At 65.2% G+C, this 17,176-nt stretch carries 19 protein-coding genes and 1 pseudogene; 5 read left to right on the top strand and 15 right to left on the bottom strand.

Annotated elements, in window-relative coordinates:
• The first annotated feature begins 16 nt into the window (after nt 1-16).
• On the top strand, nt 17-664 hold the full coding sequence (locus AAFG50_RS25740) for a glutathione S-transferase family protein (protein WP_028171410.1): 648 nt from the start codon (nt 17-19) through the stop codon (nt 662-664).
• Nucleotides 665-798: 134 nt separating this feature from the next.
• Here the strand turns inward: AAFG50_RS25740 and AAFG50_RS25745 are convergent, their stop codons facing one another.
• From AAFG50_RS25745 to AAFG50_RS25780, 8 genes and pseudogenes are all read right to left on the bottom strand, one after another.
• On the bottom strand, nt 799-1,530 hold the full coding sequence (locus AAFG50_RS25745; protein ID WP_049832389.1) for a protein-L-isoaspartate(D-aspartate) O-methyltransferase: 732 nt from the start codon (nt 1,528-1,530) through the stop codon (nt 799-801).
• Nucleotides 1,531-1,637: 107 nt separating this feature from the next.
• A complete protein-coding gene (locus AAFG50_RS25750) occupies nt 1,638-1,853 on the bottom strand; it encodes a dodecin domain-containing protein (protein ID WP_135178112.1) in 216 nt (71 codons plus the stop codon).
• A 147-nt stretch (nt 1,854-2,000) separates the two neighbouring features.
• Nucleotides 2,001-2,677, bottom strand: a pseudogene (locus AAFG50_RS25755) (SulP family inorganic anion transporter); the annotation flags it as partial.
• Between the two features lie 66 nt (nt 2,678-2,743).
• The gene (locus AAFG50_RS25760) at nt 2,744-3,193 is read right to left on the bottom strand and encodes a GcrA family cell cycle regulator (RefSeq protein WP_323920098.1); all 450 of its coding nucleotides are present in this window, start codon (nt 3,191-3,193) and stop codon (nt 2,744-2,746) included.
• The gene (locus AAFG50_RS25765) at nt 3,105-3,287 is read right to left on the bottom strand and encodes a hypothetical protein (protein ID WP_028171408.1); all 183 of its coding nucleotides are present in this window, start codon (nt 3,285-3,287) and stop codon (nt 3,105-3,107) included. Before AAFG50_RS25765 ends, AAFG50_RS25760 begins: the two co-directional genes overlap by 89 nt.
• Nucleotides 3,288-3,406: 119 nt before the next feature.
• On the bottom strand, nt 3,407-3,892 hold the full coding sequence (locus AAFG50_RS25770; protein WP_011088110.1) for an adenosine-specific kinase: 486 nt from the start codon (nt 3,890-3,892) through the stop codon (nt 3,407-3,409).
• Between the two features lie 160 nt (nt 3,893-4,052).
• On the bottom strand, nt 4,053-4,400 hold the full coding sequence (locus AAFG50_RS25775; protein ID WP_011088111.1) for a hypothetical protein: 348 nt from the start codon (nt 4,398-4,400) through the stop codon (nt 4,053-4,055).
• Nucleotides 4,401-4,520: 120 nt separating this feature from the next.
• Nucleotides 4,521-6,053, bottom strand: a complete 1,533-nt coding sequence (locus AAFG50_RS25780) for an acyl-CoA carboxylase subunit beta (protein WP_028171407.1) — start codon at nt 6,051-6,053, stop codon at nt 4,521-4,523.
• 149 nt (nt 6,054-6,202) lie between these two features.
• Between AAFG50_RS25780 and AAFG50_RS25785 the strand changes: the two genes are divergently transcribed.
• The 3 genes from AAFG50_RS25785 to AAFG50_RS25795 all read left to right on the top strand — a co-directional run bounded on the left by AAFG50_RS25785 (nt 6,203) and on the right by AAFG50_RS25795 (nt 8,431).
• Complete coding sequence (locus AAFG50_RS25785) at nt 6,203-6,607, top strand: DUF4260 domain-containing protein (RefSeq protein WP_028171406.1); 405 nt, start codon at nt 6,203-6,205, stop codon at nt 6,605-6,607.
• Between the two features lie 164 nt (nt 6,608-6,771).
• Nucleotides 6,772-7,368 carry a hypothetical protein gene (locus AAFG50_RS25790; RefSeq protein ID WP_028171405.1) on the top strand — a complete coding sequence of 199 codons (597 nt, stop codon included), beginning with the start codon at nt 6,772-6,774 and terminating at the stop codon, nt 7,366-7,368.
• Between the two features lie 70 nt (nt 7,369-7,438).
• The gene (locus tag AAFG50_RS25795) at nt 7,439-8,431 is read left to right on the top strand and encodes a dienelactone hydrolase family protein (protein ID WP_028171404.1); all 993 of its coding nucleotides are present in this window, start codon (nt 7,439-7,441) and stop codon (nt 8,429-8,431) included.
• Between the two features lie 157 nt (nt 8,432-8,588).
• Here AAFG50_RS25795 and blaOXA read toward each other — a convergent pair whose 3' ends face one another.
• The 4 genes from blaOXA to AAFG50_RS25815 form a co-directional block, all read right to left on the bottom strand.
• A complete protein-coding gene (blaOXA, locus tag AAFG50_RS25800; RefSeq protein WP_028171403.1) occupies nt 8,589-9,407 on the bottom strand; it encodes a class D beta-lactamase in 819 nt (272 codons plus the stop codon).
• 73 nt (nt 9,408-9,480) lie between these two features.
• Nucleotides 9,481-9,744 carry an EscU/YscU/HrcU family type III secretion system export apparatus switch protein gene (locus AAFG50_RS25805; RefSeq protein WP_011088117.1) on the bottom strand — a complete coding sequence of 88 codons (264 nt, stop codon included), beginning with the start codon at nt 9,742-9,744 and terminating at the stop codon, nt 9,481-9,483.
• The gene (locus tag AAFG50_RS25810) at nt 9,741-11,378 is read right to left on the bottom strand and encodes a flagellar hook-length control protein FliK (protein ID WP_028171402.1); all 1,638 of its coding nucleotides are present in this window, start codon (nt 11,376-11,378) and stop codon (nt 9,741-9,743) included. The genes AAFG50_RS25805 and AAFG50_RS25810 overlap by 4 nt, the downstream gene beginning before the upstream one ends.
• 57 nt (nt 11,379-11,435) lie before the next feature.
• Nucleotides 11,436-12,230, bottom strand: coding sequence for an ATP12 family protein (locus tag AAFG50_RS25815; RefSeq protein ID WP_028171401.1), 795 nt, complete (start codon nt 12,228-12,230; stop codon nt 11,436-11,438).
• A 76-nt stretch (nt 12,231-12,306) separates the two neighbouring features.
• Between AAFG50_RS25815 and AAFG50_RS25820 the strand changes: the two genes are divergently transcribed.
• The gene (locus AAFG50_RS25820; RefSeq protein WP_028171400.1) at nt 12,307-12,753 is read left to right on the top strand and encodes a hypothetical protein; all 447 of its coding nucleotides are present in this window, start codon (nt 12,307-12,309) and stop codon (nt 12,751-12,753) included.
• 186 nt (nt 12,754-12,939) lie between these two features.
• On the opposite strand, the gene AAFG50_RS25825 is transcribed toward AAFG50_RS25820, so the two are convergent.
• The 3 genes from AAFG50_RS25825 to AAFG50_RS25835 are packed head-to-tail and all read right to left on the bottom strand — an operon-like array spanning nt 12,940 to nt 16,950.
• Nucleotides 12,940-14,157: an RluA family pseudouridine synthase gene (locus AAFG50_RS25825; RefSeq protein WP_028171399.1), complete on the bottom strand. Its 1,218-nt coding sequence runs from the start codon at nt 14,155-14,157 to the stop codon at nt 12,940-12,942.
• A 52-nt stretch (nt 14,158-14,209) separates the two neighbouring features.
• Nucleotides 14,210-15,547 carry a replication-associated recombination protein A gene (locus AAFG50_RS25830; RefSeq protein WP_011088123.1) on the bottom strand — a complete coding sequence of 446 codons (1,338 nt, stop codon included), beginning with the start codon at nt 15,545-15,547 and terminating at the stop codon, nt 14,210-14,212.
• Nucleotides 15,544-16,950, bottom strand: coding sequence for a DegQ family serine endoprotease (locus AAFG50_RS25835; RefSeq protein ID WP_028171398.1), 1,407 nt, complete (start codon nt 16,948-16,950; stop codon nt 15,544-15,546). The genes AAFG50_RS25830 and AAFG50_RS25835 overlap by 4 nt, the downstream gene beginning before the upstream one ends.
• Between the last annotated feature and the right edge of the window lie 226 nt (nt 16,951-17,176).

Raw genomic sequence — 17,176 nt, forward strand, 5'->3', positions numbered from 1 at the left:
CACTGGGAGACACCGCATGGCCGACCTCACCCTCACCACTTTCGACTGGGTTCCCGAGATGCCCAGGGGTTTCGTGCGCGACCTCCGTGTGCGCTGGGCTCTCGAAGAGGCCGCGTTACCGTACCGCGTCGCGAGCGTGCCGTTCGGCCCGCGGGACGCCGCGCATTTCGCGCACCAGCCCTTCGGCCAGGTGCCGTGGCTGACCGACGGCGACCTCTCGATCTTCGAGAGCGGCGCGATCCTGCTGCATCTGGGTGAGCTCAGCCCGGCATTGATGCCCACCGATCCGCGCGGCCGTAACGAGGCGACGACGTGGGTGTTCGCGGCGCTCAATTCGGTGGAGATGCCCGCCCTGCCCTGGACGATGTTCAAGTTCACCGGCAGTGACGATGGCTCACCTGCCGTGAAGTTCGTCGACGACTTCCTCAAGCTCCGCCTCAAGCACATGGAGCCGGTGCTCGCCGGCCGCGAATGGCTGGCGGGCTCCTTCTCCGTCGCCGACATCCTGATGTCGGACGTGCTGCGCGTCGTCGATCGCTTCGATGGGTTGGCGACACATCCGGCTTGCCGCGACTACGTCGCGCGCGCCACGGGCCGCCCGGCCTTCGCCAAGGCCCGCGCCGACCAGATGGCGCATTTTGCTGCGGCGGATGAGGCACGCTAACGCAGACGGATTAGCGAAGCGCAATCCGCCAATGTCCGCCTCAACAAAATTGGTGGGTTACGCCCAGCGAACTGCGCTTCGCGCAGTCGCAAGGCTCACCCACCCTACGCGCTCAACCCGTTCCACCCTGACTTCTAGTTTTGCGAACGCGTAAAAGGGACAAACCGCACGAGGGCGACGGCGCGCGTCGTCGTCTTGCCAGGAGCGATTTTTTCGACGACCGTGAGCTGCTGGGTGCCGTAACCGGGGCCCACCGGCATGACGAGTCGGCCACCTACTTTAAGCTGCTCGATCAGCGGCGGCGGTGGCTCCCCGAGCGCGGCAGTCACGACGACTGCGTCAAAAGGACCACATTCGGGCCAGCCATCGTAGCCATCGCCAAGCCTGACGCTCACGTTGTCATACGCGAGGTCCCTTAGTGTTTTCGCGGCGGTCTCGGCCAATTGCGGGATGATCTCGATGCTGCAGACCTTTCGCGCGAGCTGCGCGAGGATGGCGGCCTGGTAGCCCGAACCGGTACCGACTTCGAGCACAACGTGATCGGGCGCGACCTCGGCCAACTGGGTCATCAAGGCCACAATGTACGGCTGCGATATGGTCTGGCCGAGGCCGATTGGTATCGGTCTATCGGCGTATGCGATAGAGCAAGATTGCTCAGGGATGAACAGGTGGCGTTTCGTTTGCGCCATGGCCTCAAGGACCTTCTCCGACAGGCCTTGCTGTCCCAAAACACCGGCAGCGGACCGGGCGTAGGCCCGGATGGCCTCGACCATGGCGGCGCGTTCGCGGACGCATTGTGCGTCCTGTGCGGTCGCTTCCCACGCGACGACACCCATGGCGACCACGAGCAGTGGCAAGACCTTCATGATCGTGCGCTCTCCAAGAGGGACACAATTCACGTCGACCGTTTGAGCGCTGACCCTGCGCGTAAGATCCGACCTCGCCCCGCATGCGAGGCGAGGTTTGCTTAAGCTCAGGTGCCCTCGAACTTGAACGACACGTTGAGTTTAGCGCGATAGGCCTCTACTTTTCCTTTGGCGTCCAGCTGAATATCGAGCTTGACGACCTCTGCGACACGAAGGTCACGAAGAGATTTTGCAGCCTGCTCGACCGCGTTGGCGGCGGCCTTTTCCCAGGAATCGTTGCTGGTGCCGATCAGTTCTATGACCTTGTAGACGCTCTCAGGCATGTCGTCCTCCCGTTCGGTATGAAGCAGGAAGCAGGTGCTCCCTGCCACAGTCGAGCCTAGCACGATATCGGCGCTGAAAGGACGCCACGATCGCAGGGCGCACCAAGGTCCATCGAGACTAGGCTTTGGCTCGGTCCTCCCAGTCCTCCCAAGATCCAGCGCGCCCGCGACGGCCATTGCCCCGACGACGGCAATCAGAATGCCTGGCAGCCGCTTGTTGCTCTCGAGCAGAAGGATCACCGTCAGCGTGCCGAGCCCGAGCCCAAGGGCTACCCAGCTTGTCTTTCCTTCGGTGATTGCACCGGCGATCGCCCACAGGCTCCGCAGAGGTCCTTCGCTTTCGATCGTAAAGCCGAACAGCTTTGGCAGTTGACTGATCAATACGGTCAATGCAATTCCGTTCATGTAACCGTGGCGTATGGGCTTGGAGAGAAGTTCGGTTACAAAGCCCAGACGTAGAATGCCTGCCAGAATACATGCCGTGCCGGAAACGATTGCCATCATGCCGGCCAAGGTTATGGCGCGCATGGGATCGCCACCCGACAATGGACCGACAACACCCACGATACAATGGCTGCCAGAGCCGAGTCTGGTCCCAGGACGAGGATGCGGCTTGGACCGAACAGCGCGTAAGCGAGGAGCGCTGTGATCGTTGCGTATGGACCCTGGATACCGGGCAAGCCCGACGCCTCCGCATGGGCAATGCCAACCGGGACCAGCATTGTCGCCAATACGAATCCAGCGAAGATATCGTGCGAATGCCACTTCCCTTGATATCGACGAAGGGTGCCAAGACCTGGTAACCAGCGGGTCCAATGATCCATTGCCCCTCCCAACCCGGTCGGACTCGGCTCATTGAGCCCGCGCCGCAACAACGTCGCGGTAGCCCGTTAGCCCGTATTCCTGACCGCTTCAGCTAGCATGGCGTAAAGCTGGTGCTTGCTGAATTCCTTTGGCTGCTTGTTTGTTGTCTTCCGCGACACCTTCTTGGCTGCCGGTTGGGCACCGGCAACCAACAACGCCGGCTCTCGCTTCCGGACCGACCTTATCTTGGGTTTTGCTGTTGGCGGCTTGTGGCCACGCGTCAGGCCCAAGCGAGTTAGCCTGCCGCAGACAGCGTTACGGCTACACCCGAGACGGCGCGCGATCTGCGCGGCACTCTGTCCTTGGACCCAGAGTTTTTTGAGCAGCGCTACGTCTTTCGCATCCCAACTCATGGGAGATATTGTACGCCAACTGCCATCCACTTTTCTAGTCTTCGTCCGGCTCGCGTACGACCGCCGGTTCGTCGTCGTCCCCCTCCTCTTCTCCCTCCTCGTCCTCGTCCTCTTCATCGTCATCAGGATCCCGGGGCGGCATCTTGCTGCCCTTGATCACAAAGCGACTCCAATCCATCAAGCCGGTGGGAAATTCTTCGGGGATGTTTTGCTTCATGGTGTTGCTCCTCGGGTCTGGAGCTTGAGAGCGCCGGCGATTAATGTGCCGGGCATCTTGCGGTTGTGGGTTCGACGGTCTTGTCGATGCAGGCCCGCCGCTTCGGCTGCATCCAGCCACTACAGCTTGTAGCCGATCTTTCGCAGCAGGTCTTTCCGCCACGCAATGTCCTCGTCGGTTTCGACACCCAGCGGTGAGGCGCCATCCACCACCCCGAGCACGCCGCAGCCCTGCTCCGTTTGCGCGACGATCACTTGTGTGGGGTTGGCCGTCGCGCAGTAGATGCGGCAGACCTCCGGCGCCGCACGCACCGCAGCCAGCACGTTGACTGGAAAGAATCCGTCGCCCAGGAAGATCAGGAATGTATGGCCGGCGCCGATGGCCATTGCGTTGTCGCGTGCAAGCGCGATCGCGGCTTCGTCGTTCCCCGACCAGCGCACCAGCCGCTTGCCGGAGGCCTCGCAGAAGGCCAGCCCGAAGCGGATGCCCGGAACTGCGCCCACCAGCGCCTCATGGAGGTCTTCCACAGTCTTGATGAAATGCGACTGGCCGAAGATGAAGTTGGTTGCGTCCGGCTTGACGATCGGCACCACGGTGAGTTCCATGGCTGCACTCCTTCAAGGTCCCAACGCTGTTCATGGTAGGCCACCAGAAGGCAATTGCAAGCGGCCAGAGACAGCCGATTTCGCGCCGGAAGCCACTGGCAGCGAAGCAAGGGACGGGCGAAGCTGGGGCAGTGAACAAAGGTGCCGAACGGCCGGCGCGTCACACCAGCTTCATCGGCGCATCGGCAACCACGCGCAGGTCGATCCTGCCGATCAGCCGAGATCGAAGCGCCTCCGCATCACCGATCGCGCTCTCCGTCTGCCGCAACGTGCTGACGTTCGAGCCAAGTGACACGATCCCGCCCAGCACCAGAGCGATTGATCCGAGCGCGGCGGTCTGACCTGTCCCAAACAGGCCGAGGATCGCGACCAACAGCAGCGCGCCCCCACCGCCGATGGCGATCTTGGACGCGAGAATGTACTTCCGGCACCGCTCGGCAATCTCGGCGAGCCGCTCGATCCGATCTTCGATCTGTGAAATTTCGTCGGTCGGATCGTGTTCGGTCATCGGATCTTGATCGAGGATGCCAAATCAGAGGCGTAGCCAGTAGCCCGCATGAGCGAAGCGACATGCGGGACTCTTGAGTGGAAAACCGGATGTCGCCTCGCTCATCCAGGCTACGAGATCTTACAACGGCAAATTGTCGTGCTTCTTCGCCGGCATTTCCACCTTCTTGTCCTTCAGCATCGCCAGCGCCCGCGCGATGCGCCTGCGGGTCGAGTGCGGCATGATGACGTCGTCGATGTAGCCGCGCTCGGCGGCGATGAAGGGTGACAGGAAGCGGTCTTCGTATTCCTTGGTGCGCGCCGCGATCTTGTCGGGGTCGCCGATATCGCCGCGGAAGATGATCTCGACCGCGCCCTTGGCGCCCATCACGGCGATCTGGGCGGTCGGCCAGGCGTAATTCATGTCGGCGCCGATCTCCTTGGAGGCCATGACGTCGAAGGCGCCGCCATAGGCCTTGCGGGTGATGATGGTCACCAGCGGCACGGTGCACTGCGAATAGGCGAACAGCAGTTTCGCGCCGTGCTTGATCAGGCCGCCATATTCCTGCGCGGTGCCCGGCAGGAAGCCCGGCACGTCGACGAAGGTGACGATCGGGATGTTGAAGGCATCACAGAAGCGGACGAAGCGCGCGGCCTTGCGCGAGGCGTCGCTGTCGAGCACGCCGGCCAGCACCATCGGCTGGTTGGCGACGAAGCCGACGGTGCGGCCCGCGATGCGGCCGAAGCCGGTGACGATGTTCTTGGCGAAGGCTTCCGCGATCTCGAAGAAATCGCCCTCGTCCACGACCTTGAGGATCAGTTCCTTCATGTCGTAGGGCTTGTTCGGATTGTCGGGGATCAGCGTGTCCAAGGACATGTCGACACGGCCGATGTCGTCGAAGCTCGGCCATTCCGGCACGCCGTCGGTGTTGTTGGACGGCAGGAAGTCGATCAGGCGCCGCATCTGCAGAAGCGTCTCGACGTCGTTCTCGAAGGCGCCGTCGGCGATCGACGAGCGCGTGGCGTGCACCGAGGCGCCGCCGAGCTCCTCGGCGGTGACGACCTCGTTGGTGACGGTCTTCACGACGTCGGGGCCGGTGACGAACATGTAGCTGGTGTTCTTCACCATGAAGATGAAGTCGGTCATGGCCGGCGAATAGACGTCGCCGCCGGCGCAGGGACCCATGATGACGGAGATCTGCGGGATCACGCCGGAGGCCAGCACATTGCGGCGGAACACGTAGGAATAGCCGGCAAGCGCGGCGACGCCCTCCTGGATACGGGCACCGCCCGCGTCGTAGAGGCCGATGATGGGCGCCCGCGCCTTCATCGCCATGTCCTGGAGTTTTGTAATTTTCAGCGCATGGGTTTCAGAGAGCGACCCGCCGAACACCGTAAAATCCTTGGCAAAGACAAACGTCTTGCGGCCATTGACGGTGCCCCAGCCGGTGACGACGCCGTCGCCGGGCACCTTGGTCTTCTCCATGCCGAACTCGGTGGAGCGGTGCTCGACGAACATGTCGAACTCCTCGAACGATCCCTTGTCGAGCAGGAGCTCGATGCGCTCGCGCGCGGTCAGCTTGCCGCGGGCGTGCTGCGCCTCGATGCGCTTCTCCCCGCCGCCGAGCTTTGCGCCGGCACGACGATCTTCAAGGGCGTCCAGGATATGTTTCATTTGCTCCCGCCAGTTCTTAGCCTAAATGCGATTGCCGGGGGTTCTAACACGGCATTTTGCGGGCCGGGAAGCGGCTTTCGGGCCCGCAGGGCTGCCTTGCCGCAGCGGGAAAGCGCAAGGAATTACAGAGTTTTGCCTGGGAGGCGACGATGGACCAAGGAACGACCGAGACCGGCACTGTGACGGGCGGTGTCAACATCCTGCTGCGGCTGGAGGGCCTGACGCTGTTTGCAGGCATGGTGGTGCTCTACTGGGCCTGGGACGGCTCCTGGCTCGTCTTTGCCCTGCTCTTTTTCGTCCCCGATCTGAGCTTCCTGGCATACCTCTCGGGCACCAGGTTCGGCGCGCTGGTCTACAACGCCGCCCACAGCTACATGGCGCCGGTGGCGCTGCTGACGCTGGGCTTCGGCCTCGCCTCGCCGCTCACCTTATCCATCGCCTTGATCTGGCTGGCCCATATCGGCATAGACCGGGCGCTGGGCTATGGCCTGAAATATTCAGCCGGGTTCGGCTTTACCCATCTTGGGCGGATTGGCCGGCAGAAGGACGCCTGATCCCGCGCGCGACTTGGCGGCGGGAGGGTCGATTTTGTCCGTGCCGGTCGGTTGACCGGGCCCGCCGATTCAGGCTTGCTCCAGGCTTACGATCAGGCGCCGAATGTTGCGTGAGCCCAGTCGGTACGGCGGCGGTCCTCACGTCTGACTGCAAGCATCACCTCATGTCCGCGACGGTCGTCCCCCTGCCGCCGAACTCGTCGTCCGAAACCGTCGACTTCCTGCGGCGCATGGCCAGCATGGTGTCAGGGCGGAACGGCGAGATGCTGCTGCGTGCCGCAAGCCTGATCGAGTCCCTGACGCAGCGGGCGATGTCAGCCGAGCGGCTCTATCATCAGCAGCATGAAGAGAACAGACGCCATGTCGAGCTGCACGAGGCCGCCGAGCTTGCCTCCGACGCCATGGTCAGCCAGATCGAGGCGCTGCGGGCGCAGTTGACCGAGGTGACGGCGGCTGCGGCGGCCGAGCGTGCGGCGTTCGATGCCGAGCGCGGCAAGCTGCTCGGCCTGATGCAGGACGCGGAAAGCCACATCGGGAAGCTCAGCACCGAGCTGGAGACGCTGCGCGCCTCCGTCGACAGCTTCAACGAGACCGCGGTCTCCGTGCCGATCGAGGTGCTGCGGCCGGCGCGGACGCAGTTCGACTATCTCTCCAGCGGCTTTGCCAGAAGCGGCGACGTGATCTCGCAGGCCATGAGCGAGATCGGCGGCTTTGCCATCGACCAGGCGCTGACGACCAAGAAGACGGCCGACAAGGCCTAAGGCCGCCGCGCGCCAAATTGACAGCGCGCGGGCCTGTTGTTCTACTACAAAAAAAATCAGGGAGAATCCGATGCCGAGGGCATTCCGCGCCGCTGCCGCGCTCATCGCGCTTTGCGTCTCAGCCGCGTTCGCCAACGCGCAATCCCTTCCCAAGGAAGTCGCCACCCGCGCGGAGATCTACCCGATCCCCTCGCTCACCCTCTCCGACCAGCAATTTTTGAGCGGCGATGCGGCCGCCGGCAAGGTCGTGACGGTCGCGGGCGAATTCCGCGTCGCGCAGGGCAGTGGAAAACTCCCCGTCGTGGTGCTGATGCACGGCTCCAGCGGCGTCGGCGCTACCACGGAAGCCTGGGTCCACGCCTTCAACGCCATGGGCATCTCGACCTTTGTGATCGACGGCTTTACCGGCCGCGGACTGACGGTGGTCGGACCGAACCAGGCCCTGCTCGGCCGGCTCAACCTGATCGTCGACATCTACCGCTCGCTCGAGATTCTGGCGAAGCATCCCCGCGTCGACCCCGACCGCATCGTGCTGATGGGCTTTTCGCGCGGCGGACAGGCAACGCTCTATGCGAGCCTCAACCGCTTCAACAAGCTCTGGAACAAGTCCGGCATCCAGTTCGCCGCCTACATCCCGTTCTATCCGGATTGCTCGACAAGCTACGTCGGCGATACCGATGTCGCGGCGCGCCCGATCCGCATCTTCCACGGCACGCCTGATGACTACAACCCCGTGAAGAGCTGCAAGGCCTTCGTCGAGCGGCTCAAGGCCGCCGGGCGCGACGTGGTGCTGACCGAATACCCCGATAGCGCGCACGGCTTTGACAGCGGCCTGCTCGGCGCCGCCACCGTGGCTGTCTCCGCCAACGCGCAGACCGTGCGCAATTGCCAGATCAAGGAAGGTGACGGCGGCGTGCTGATGAACGCCAGCACGCAAGCGCCCTTCACCTACAAGGATTCCTGCGTCGAGCTCAATCCGCATGTCGGCGGCAATCCCGCAACCGCCGCGGAGTCGCGCAAGGCCGTGGAGGAGTTTTTGCAGGCGCTGTTCAAGCTGGGCTGAGAGGGTCTGGTCCGCACGCGATACCGTAGGGTGGGCAAAGCGAAGCGTGCCCACCAACTACAGGTGACCGTATCGAGAGATGGTGGGCACGGCGCTACGCGCCTTTGCCCACCCTACGGCATCGCTGCGCTCGCAATGCAGATCAGCGCGGTTGCGCTCAGACGGCGCCGATCTCGGCAAGGCAGGCTTGCGTCACCGGCATGCGCTCGCCGACGAGGCGCGGCTCGGTGCAATCCATGTTGAGCGCAAACACGGTGTGCGCCTCGCCCTTCTCGGCCCAGCCGACCATCCAGCCCAACGACGGCTCGCCGCGCTCGGCGCCCAAGAGGCCGGACTTGGCGCGGATGACGCTATCGCCGACCTTGGTCACCGGCAGGATGTCAGCGACGAGATCCTGGCTGCGTTTGGAAATCGGCAGCGCGCGGCGCCGCAACCGGTCGACGAAATCGACCTGCTCGACCGGATCGATACGCAAGGCTCCGGTGAGCCAGAACTGGTCGATGCCGCCGCCAATGTCGCGATTGCCGTAGTCGAGCAGGTCGACGTATTTCTGCATGCGCTCCTGCCCGATGCGCCGCGCGATCTCCTGATAGACCGGCACCGCACTGACCGCGATGGCACTGCGCAGCGTGTGATCCTTGTTCCACGCTTCGATCGGCCGCTTCACACCGTCCCAGGGGAACACGTCCTTGTCAGGATCGGCAACCACGCCGGTCTCCAGCGCTATCAGCGAGTTTGGAATCTTGAAGGTCGACGCCGGCAGCTTCCCCTCGCCCGAGCGCTCCTTGTCGCTGGCGACGATCAGATAGTCCTCGACCTTGTAGCCGACGAAGGTGCCTGATGTGCCGAGATCGGTGAAACGCTTTGCCAGGCTGTCGCGGATCTCATTGCGCGGCGGCGCGACATGGGCGAGCGCGCGCGACGGCATGGTGGCGGCAGCAGTGAGAAGACCGAGAGTGGAACGGCGGGTAAGCAAGGGCGATGTCCGTTGAACTGAGAAATGCCACGCGACCATGCAGCCGCTATCGTGGTGAAACGATGACAGCGCGTCAGCGCCCCCGGCCCGACAGCCGCAGCACGAACACCAGCACTTCTGCGACGGCCTTGTAGAGATCGGGCGGGATCTCCTCGCCGAGCTCGACCTTGGACAACGCGCCGGCCAGGATCTCGTTCTCCTCGATGGGGATGTCGTTGGCCTTGGCGATCTCGACGATTTTTTCGCCGATCGTGCCCTTGCCCTTGGCGACGACGACAGGCGCGCCAGAGCCCTTCTCGTAATGCAGCGCAATCGCGAGCTTGGACGGATCACTCATGTGGCGCGGTCCAGGAAGTGGCCGGCGCGGGCCGGTGCCGGCTGCGGCGGCGTGCCGTCGCGCACCACGATGTCGCCGGGCTTGAGCTCGGCCCTGGTCATCGCCTGGCTGAGCTCACCGATTCCGGCGCGGAGCTGTTGCGCGGTCGCCGGCCGCTCCGCCCACATTCGCACGAAGGTCTTGTCGCCGTTCAGCGTGATCAGCGCATGCACCGGGCCGGCCGGCTCGACATTGAGCGTGAAGCGCGCGCGCCAGGCGCGCTTGGTTGGATCGGTGGATTCGTTACCGCCGTCGCGCGAGATCTCGAACTGCGCCATGGCGGTGCCCTGCGGGGTCGCAAAGGGAATCTCGAAATTCCACTGCGGCACGGCCGGATCGACGCGATGGCCGGAGGCATCGGTGCGATCGGGGAGCGAGGCGACCTGGAGCAACGTCTGCCGCGCGATCGCGGCATTGGTGTCGTCGAGCAGGCGGTGCACGGTCGCGGCCAGCGGCGTATCCGGCGCGAGCGACGGCGAGGCGATGGACTGCGGCGACGGCAGCGCGCCGCGGAACGGCGGTGGCGTCCCGCGCGCGGCGGCCTCGAAGATGTGGCCATCGGGCACCGCCTTGTTCGAGCCCGGCACGTTGCCGATCATGCGCGGCAGGTTTTGCGTGACCTCCTGCAGGAGGCTCGCGGCAAGGCCTGCGGACATGGTTCGCGGGCCCGCCGTCTGCGGCGCCTTGCCCGGCATGTCGGCCAGCACGGCGGCTGCGAGCGCAGCGCCGCGCGGCAGTTGCGTCGGCTGGGCGATCTCCGTATCGGGCGACGGGGATGCCGCTTGCGCGGCCGCGCCCGCCGCCTGAAGTGCGGATGCTGCGGTCTGCGGTGTGGTCGTGACGCTTGTCGGCGGCGCGGCGGCTTGCGCCGGTGCCTGCGGCACGCCGGTCTCGCGCACGCCTGAGGTCGCGGCCAGCGTCTGGCGCAGCACCAGCAGCGCCGCCTTCAGGTCCGGCACGGCGCCTGGCGACGGCGTCGCGCCCGCGGCCAGTGAAGCCTCGAGAAACAGGCCGGACTTCTGGAAGGCGGATTCGATGTCGCCGCCATCGAGCTGAGTATTGAGCTGCGTCTGCTGCGCCAGCACGTCGAGCACCGCCTGCTTCAATCCCGCCGGCAGATCGCTGCCGGTGACGACGGAGGCGAGATTGGCGAACAGCGGCGCCTGGCTGCCCTGCTTGCTCGCGGCCTCGGCCGAAGCCGTTGTGACAGCAAGCTGCTCCGATGGCGTCAAGGTGTTGCGGGCGGCGGTTGCGGACGGCGCGAGCGGCGGGCTCTCTACCAGCGAAGCCGCGGCCGGCGTCAGCGTGACCTGGTCGGCCGCCGCCTCGCCTGCGCCGTTGACGACGGCGAGCCGGATCGTGCCGTCGTTCTGCGACACCGCGAGCTGAAGATTTTGTCCAGGCGACAGCGCGACTTCCGACATCACGTCGAGGGAGAGGTTTGCGATCGCGATCCGCACCAGATTGTCGGCGAGCACGCTGACCACTCTGGCGTCGACGACGCTGCCGGCCTGAAGCACGAGATCGGGCGTCGCCGCATCAGCCACGGGGCTGGCAGCACTGACGGGAACGATCGAGCTTATCGGCGTCGGCATCTCGGGGGGCCCAGGGAACGCTGGTCCCACCCTAAGGCCGCCCTCGTAAACCTCTCGTTAAGGACCTTTGACCGCAGGTACCTTCACCGCGTCTAGAACCGCCACGGCAGCCTCGAAATCCTGCGCGCGGGCGGCCCGGCGTGCCGCAGCTTCCTCGTCCACGCCCCATTGGTCGATGTTCCAGTCCTCGTCGACATGGGCGGCGGCCCAGACCTGGCCGGCATCGCGCACGCCATGAGCCAGCGCCAGCGCCAGCAGCGCCGAGCCGGTCAGGGTCGTCACCACGTGGAGCGCGGCGACCGACCAGGCGTCGCCCGGCAGCGCCGCGCGCGCGGCCTCGACCGCCTCGTCCGGCTGCTTCACATGCATGACGCCCTCGGACAGGATGAAATGCGCGCCCAGCGTCTCCGCGGCCCAGAACAGCACGGGGTCCCAATGCGTGGCCTCGCGGGCCACGAGCGCCTCGGGGTGACCAGCGCGATAGAACAGCAGGTCGGACTCGAAATATTTCGCAAGGTCGTCGCTGACGAGCTCGACGCGGTCGACCACGCCCTCGACCACGCTGTTGGCGATCCGCGTCAGCGGCATGGTCACGGGATCGATCGTCTCGCCCTGGGCCGCCCATTCGGCGGCGACCGCGTCGGCCAGCGCGCGCGAGGGGATCACGACCTGGCGGCCGGACGGCGTGCGGATCGGCCTGCCGTCGAGTGTGATGGCGAAGCCGCCTTCGGCCTCGGCGACGCCGGCCTCCTTGTAGAAGCGCTTGCGCTGCGGCGTGCGCGCGGACTGGCGGGCCGATTCCCGCGGATCGCGCGGAGACTGGCCCGCAGCTTCATCGAACAATTCACGCATCTTGGGTTTTCGGTCTCCGCGGCTGGATGCTAGGCTTTTAAGCTAAGACCTGTGGCCGATAAAGCGAGCGGCGGGCATGAGGGAACTTACGGGCATTGTCGCCCTATATGCGGGACTTGGACTGGCCGCGGCGGAGGCAGGCTTTCGTAGCCCGGAATCGCTGGTTCGCAATGTCTACGCCCATTACGGCCAGGGCGCGCCGGAACTGTCAAAAGGCCTGCCGCGGGATGGCGCCACCGCCCGGCAGTTCTTCGATTTCCCGCTGCGCAAGGCCTGGAGCACGCCGAGGGCCGAGCCCTATGATTTCCTGGTGCAGAGCCCGAGCTGGAAGCTCGGCCCGGTCGCGATCGCGGTGGCCCGCAGGCAATACGACAAGACCTATGTCGCGGCGAATTTCGACAATCACGGCCGCCGGGTGACGCTGAACTTCATCCTCGTCAACGGACCCGAGGGCTGGCTGATCACCGATGTCGAGAGCTCGCACGACAGCTTGCGGATGTTTCTGGAGCAGTTTCGGAATTGAGGGGGTAAGCCGCTCGCCAAACACCTGATGTCGTCCTGGCGAAGGCCAGGACCCATACCGCGTGATCTATCGATCGCGAGAGGTCGGAATACCGAACGAGGAGTCTTCGCCAAACCCCTCCCTGGGGTAATGGGTCCTGGCTTTCGCCAGGACGACGTCGCGGAAACTCCCTAGCCTACGGATTCACTATTCCTCCGGCGCGTTCTCGATCGGATCAAACCGGCTTGCATCGAGCCCGAGCAGATTCCACGACTGCTGCATGTGCGGCGGCAGCGGGGCGGTGGCGTCGATCACGCCGCCGCGCGGATGCGGAATGACGATGCGGCGCGCCAGCAGATGCAGCCGGTTTTGCAGGCCGCCCGGCAGCTGCCAGTTCTCGATGTTGAAATATTTGGGATCGCCGACGATGGGATGGCCGATATGCTCCATATGTGCGCGGAGCTGGTGGGTGCGGCCCGTCACCGGCTTCAGCGACACCCAGGTCAGCTTGTTGCCGGCGGTCTCGACCACGGCGTAATAGGTCACCGCGTGGCTGGCGCCCTCATCGCCGTGCTGGGCGATACGCATGATGGTGTCGTCCTCGCTCTCCTCTTTCGCGAGAAAGGTCGAGATGCGGCCCTGCTTCGGCTTCGGCAGCCCCGGCACCAGCGCCCAATAGACCTTTCGCGCCGACCGCGAGCGGAACGCGCCGGTCAGGTGCGAAGCAGCGAAACGGGTCTTCGCGATCAGGAGGCAGCCCGACGTGTCCTTGTCGATCCGGTGCACAAGCCGCGGCTTCTGCCCCTTGGAGTCGCGCATCACCTCCAGCATCTGGTCGATGTGCCGCGTCGTGCCGGAGCCGCCCTGCACCGCAAGCCCAAACGGCTTGTTAAGCACGAGGACGTCGTCGTCCTCGTAGATCGTCATCTCCTTCAGCGCCTTGAGCGTCTTCTGCGCAGCCTCCGAGAGCTCGCCGACGGCCTTGGGCGCGTCGAGCTTCAGCGGCGGGATGCGGACGCTCTGCCCCTCCTCCAGCCGGTCCTTGCTGTCGACGCGCTTGCCGTCGACGCGGAGCTCACCTTTGCGGACGACGCGCTGGATGTGGGAGAACGACAGGCCGGGAAAGCGCGCCTCGAGGAAGCGATCGACCCGCATGTTGTTCTCGTCGGCGGTCACGGTGACGGTCTGCACCTTGGTCGGCAGCAGCGCCTCGACCGGCTTTTCGGGCGCAGGCCTTTCCTGTGCAGCAGCCTTGGGCGGCCGCCGCTCGGCGCGCTCGCCCGCAAAGCGCGGCGGCTTCGTCCCCGGCTTGCCACCCGGCCGCGGTCCCGCTTTCTTTGCGGTGCGCGCCTTGAACGGACGCGAATCGTCGCGCTCGTCACGCGAACGGGGCTTTGGATTCATTCTCTTGATGCGGCGGCTCATGGCTGCCTGCGTACCCTAAAAGCCGGCTCCCGTCACGGCGAAATGGCCGTTTCTAGCGCGAGCCGCCCCGCTCCTTCCGCAGCTTGGCCCAGTAATCCAGCCGCTTCCGGATCTCCCGCTCGAAACCGCGCTCGGGCGGATCGTAGAAGGTCTGGCGGCCCAGGGCTTCCGGGAAATAATCCTGGCCGGAGAAGGCGTCGGGGGCGTCGTGGTCGTATTCGTAGGCTGCGCCGTAGCCTTCCGACTTCATCAGCTTGGTCGGGGAATTGAGGATGTGCTTTGGCGGCAGCAGCGAGCCGGCCTGCTTTGCGGTCTGCATGGCGGCCCCGAAGGCGGTGTAGACCGCGTTCGATTTCGGCGCAGTGGCGAGATAGACCACCGCTTGCGCGATGGCGAGCTCGCCTTCGGGATGGCCGAGGAAGTCGAAGGCGTCCTTGGCGGCATTGGCGATGACGAGCGCCTGCGGATCGGCAAGCCCGATGTCCTCGACCGCCATGCGCACGACGCGGCGGGCCAGGAACAGCGGGTCCTCGCCGGCATCGAGCATGCGCGCGAGGTAATACAGCGCCGCGTCGGGATCGGAGCCTCGCACCGACTTATGCAGCGCCGAGATCAGGTTGTAATGGCCATCGGCCGACTTGTCATAGATCGGGGCGCGGCGCTGCAGGATGTCCTGCAACTGCGCGGCATTGAAAATCTCGTCAGCCCGTGCAGAGCGCCAAACCTCTTCGGCAAGCGTCAGCGAGGCCCTTCCATCGCCGTCGGCCATGCGCACCAGCACCGCGCGCGCCTCCGCATCGAGCGGCAGCTTCTTGCCCTCCACCTCTTCGGCATGCGCAAACAGCTTCTCGATCGCGGCAGCATCGAGCGAGCGAAACACCAGCACACGCGCGCGCGACAGAAGCGCCGCGTTGAGCTCGAAGGACGGATTCTCGGTGGTGGCACCGACCATCACCACCGTGCCGTCTTCCATGACAGGCAGAAACGAATCCTGCTGGGCGCGGTTGAAGCGGTGCACCTCGTCGACGAACAGCAGCGTGCCCTTGCCCATCTCGCGGCGGGCACGCGCTGCGTCGAATGCCTTCTTCAGGTCGGCGACGCCGGAGAACACGGCGGAGATCTGCTCGAAATGCAGGTCGGTCGCGTCCGCCAGCAGCCGCGCCACCGTGGTCTTGCCGGTGCCGGGCGGGCCCCAGAACACCAGCGAGCCGAGCGTGCGCGTCTCCAGCATGCGCGTCAGCGCGCCGTCGGGGCCGAGGATGTGATCCTGGCCGACGACCTCCGACAACGCGCGCGGGCGCAGCCGGTCCGGCAGCGGATGCGGAGCCTCGTGATCGAGCCCCGCCGCGGCAAAGAGAGTTGGCGTCTCCTGTGGTCGCTTCGGACTCATCCGCCCAGCGTGACGTTGATCTGCTGCCCGCCGCGCACCAGCGTGATGCGCCAGATCCGCGGGCGCTCACCCGCAGCCTTTTCGAGATCGCCGGTCGTGCTGATCTTCTGATTGTTGACAGCCAGGATGATGTCGCCCTTCTGGAAGCCGACATTCGCGGCCGCGCTGTCGCCGCCGAGATCGGCGATCACGACGCCTTCGGTGTCGGCGTCCAGATGCAGCTCGTCGGCAACCGCCGGCGTGATGGTCGAGACCTTCGCGCCCTGGAACGGCGAACGCGCAGTGATGACGAGCTCGTTGCGGCCGGCGTCGGGTGCGGTCTCCAGCGCGATCGCGAGCTTGAGCGGCTTGCCGCCGCGCTGCACGTCGATCTGCGCGGAACCGCCGAGTGGACGCGTCGCGAAGCGGTAGTCGAAGGCATTGGGATCATCCACGGTCTGGCCGTCGATCCCGGTGATGAGATCGGAGGATTTCAGGCCGGCCTTCGCTGCGGGACCGTTCGAGACCACGCTCGCGACCAGCGCGCCGGTCGGCGAACGCAAGCCGAGGCTTTCGGCGATCTCGGGCGTCACCGCCTGCAACTTCGCGCCGAGCCAGGGACGCTTCACCGCCTTGCCGCCGCCCTTGGCGGAAGCGACGACCACGCGCACCATGTTGGCGGGGATCGCAAAGCCGATGCCCTGCGAGCCGCCGGAGCGCGAATAGATCGCGGTGTTGATGCCGGCAAGCTTGCCGCTCATGTCAACCAGTGCACCGCCGGAATTGCCGGGATTGATCGCCGCATCGGTTTGGATGAAGAACTGGTAGTCGGTGATGCCGACCTGCGTGCGCGCCAGCGCCGAGATGATGCCGTGGGTCACGGTCTGGCCGACGCCGAAGGGGTTGCCGATCGCGAGCACGACGTCGCCGACCAGCAGCTCGTCGGAATTGGTGAAGTCGAGCGTTGGAAATTTCTCCTTGGTGTCCTTCAGGCGCAACACGGCGAGATCGGTGCGGGGATCCTTCAGCAGGATCTCGGCCTCGAACTCGCGCTTGTCCGACAGCGACACCTTGACCTGGTCCGCGCCCTCGATGACGTGGACATTGGTGACGACGAGGCCCGACGCATCGACGATGACGCCGGAGCCGAGCGAGCGCTGCATCTGCTCGGGCTGCTGGCCGGGCACGCCGAAGAAGCGGCGGAAGATGGGATCATCCAGCAGCGGATTGCGGTTCTGCACCACCTTGGCGGCATAGACGTTGACGACCGCCGGCTGCACCCGCTGCACGATCGGCGCATAGGACAGCCGCAGCTCGGCCGGCGACGACGGGGCCCGACGGTCCTGCGCCGCTGCCGGATTGAAGTGGGTCGAAAAGCCTATGCACAATGCCGTGACGACGGCGGTCCAGGTCGATCGAAACATTCCTACCTCTTGGAAAAGACGCCGGAATATAGGCGCGTTCGCCCCCCAATAGAAGGGCGCGGGATGGCAATATTCACCCCCCTTCCGGCGCCCGCCGCATACCGGCCCGGTGTGCGAAATGGCAATTTGCCCGGCGCTACGGATTGGCATGATACGCGTCATCTTGCATGGTGATGCAAGGCGGATTCGGTTGCGGCGAATTTGCATCAGTGGGAACCACGCAACC

Source organism: Bradyrhizobium sp. B039 (genome assembly GCF_038965675.1).
GTDB classification, from domain to species: domain Bacteria; phylum Pseudomonadota; class Alphaproteobacteria; order Rhizobiales; family Xanthobacteraceae; genus Bradyrhizobium; species Bradyrhizobium diazoefficiens.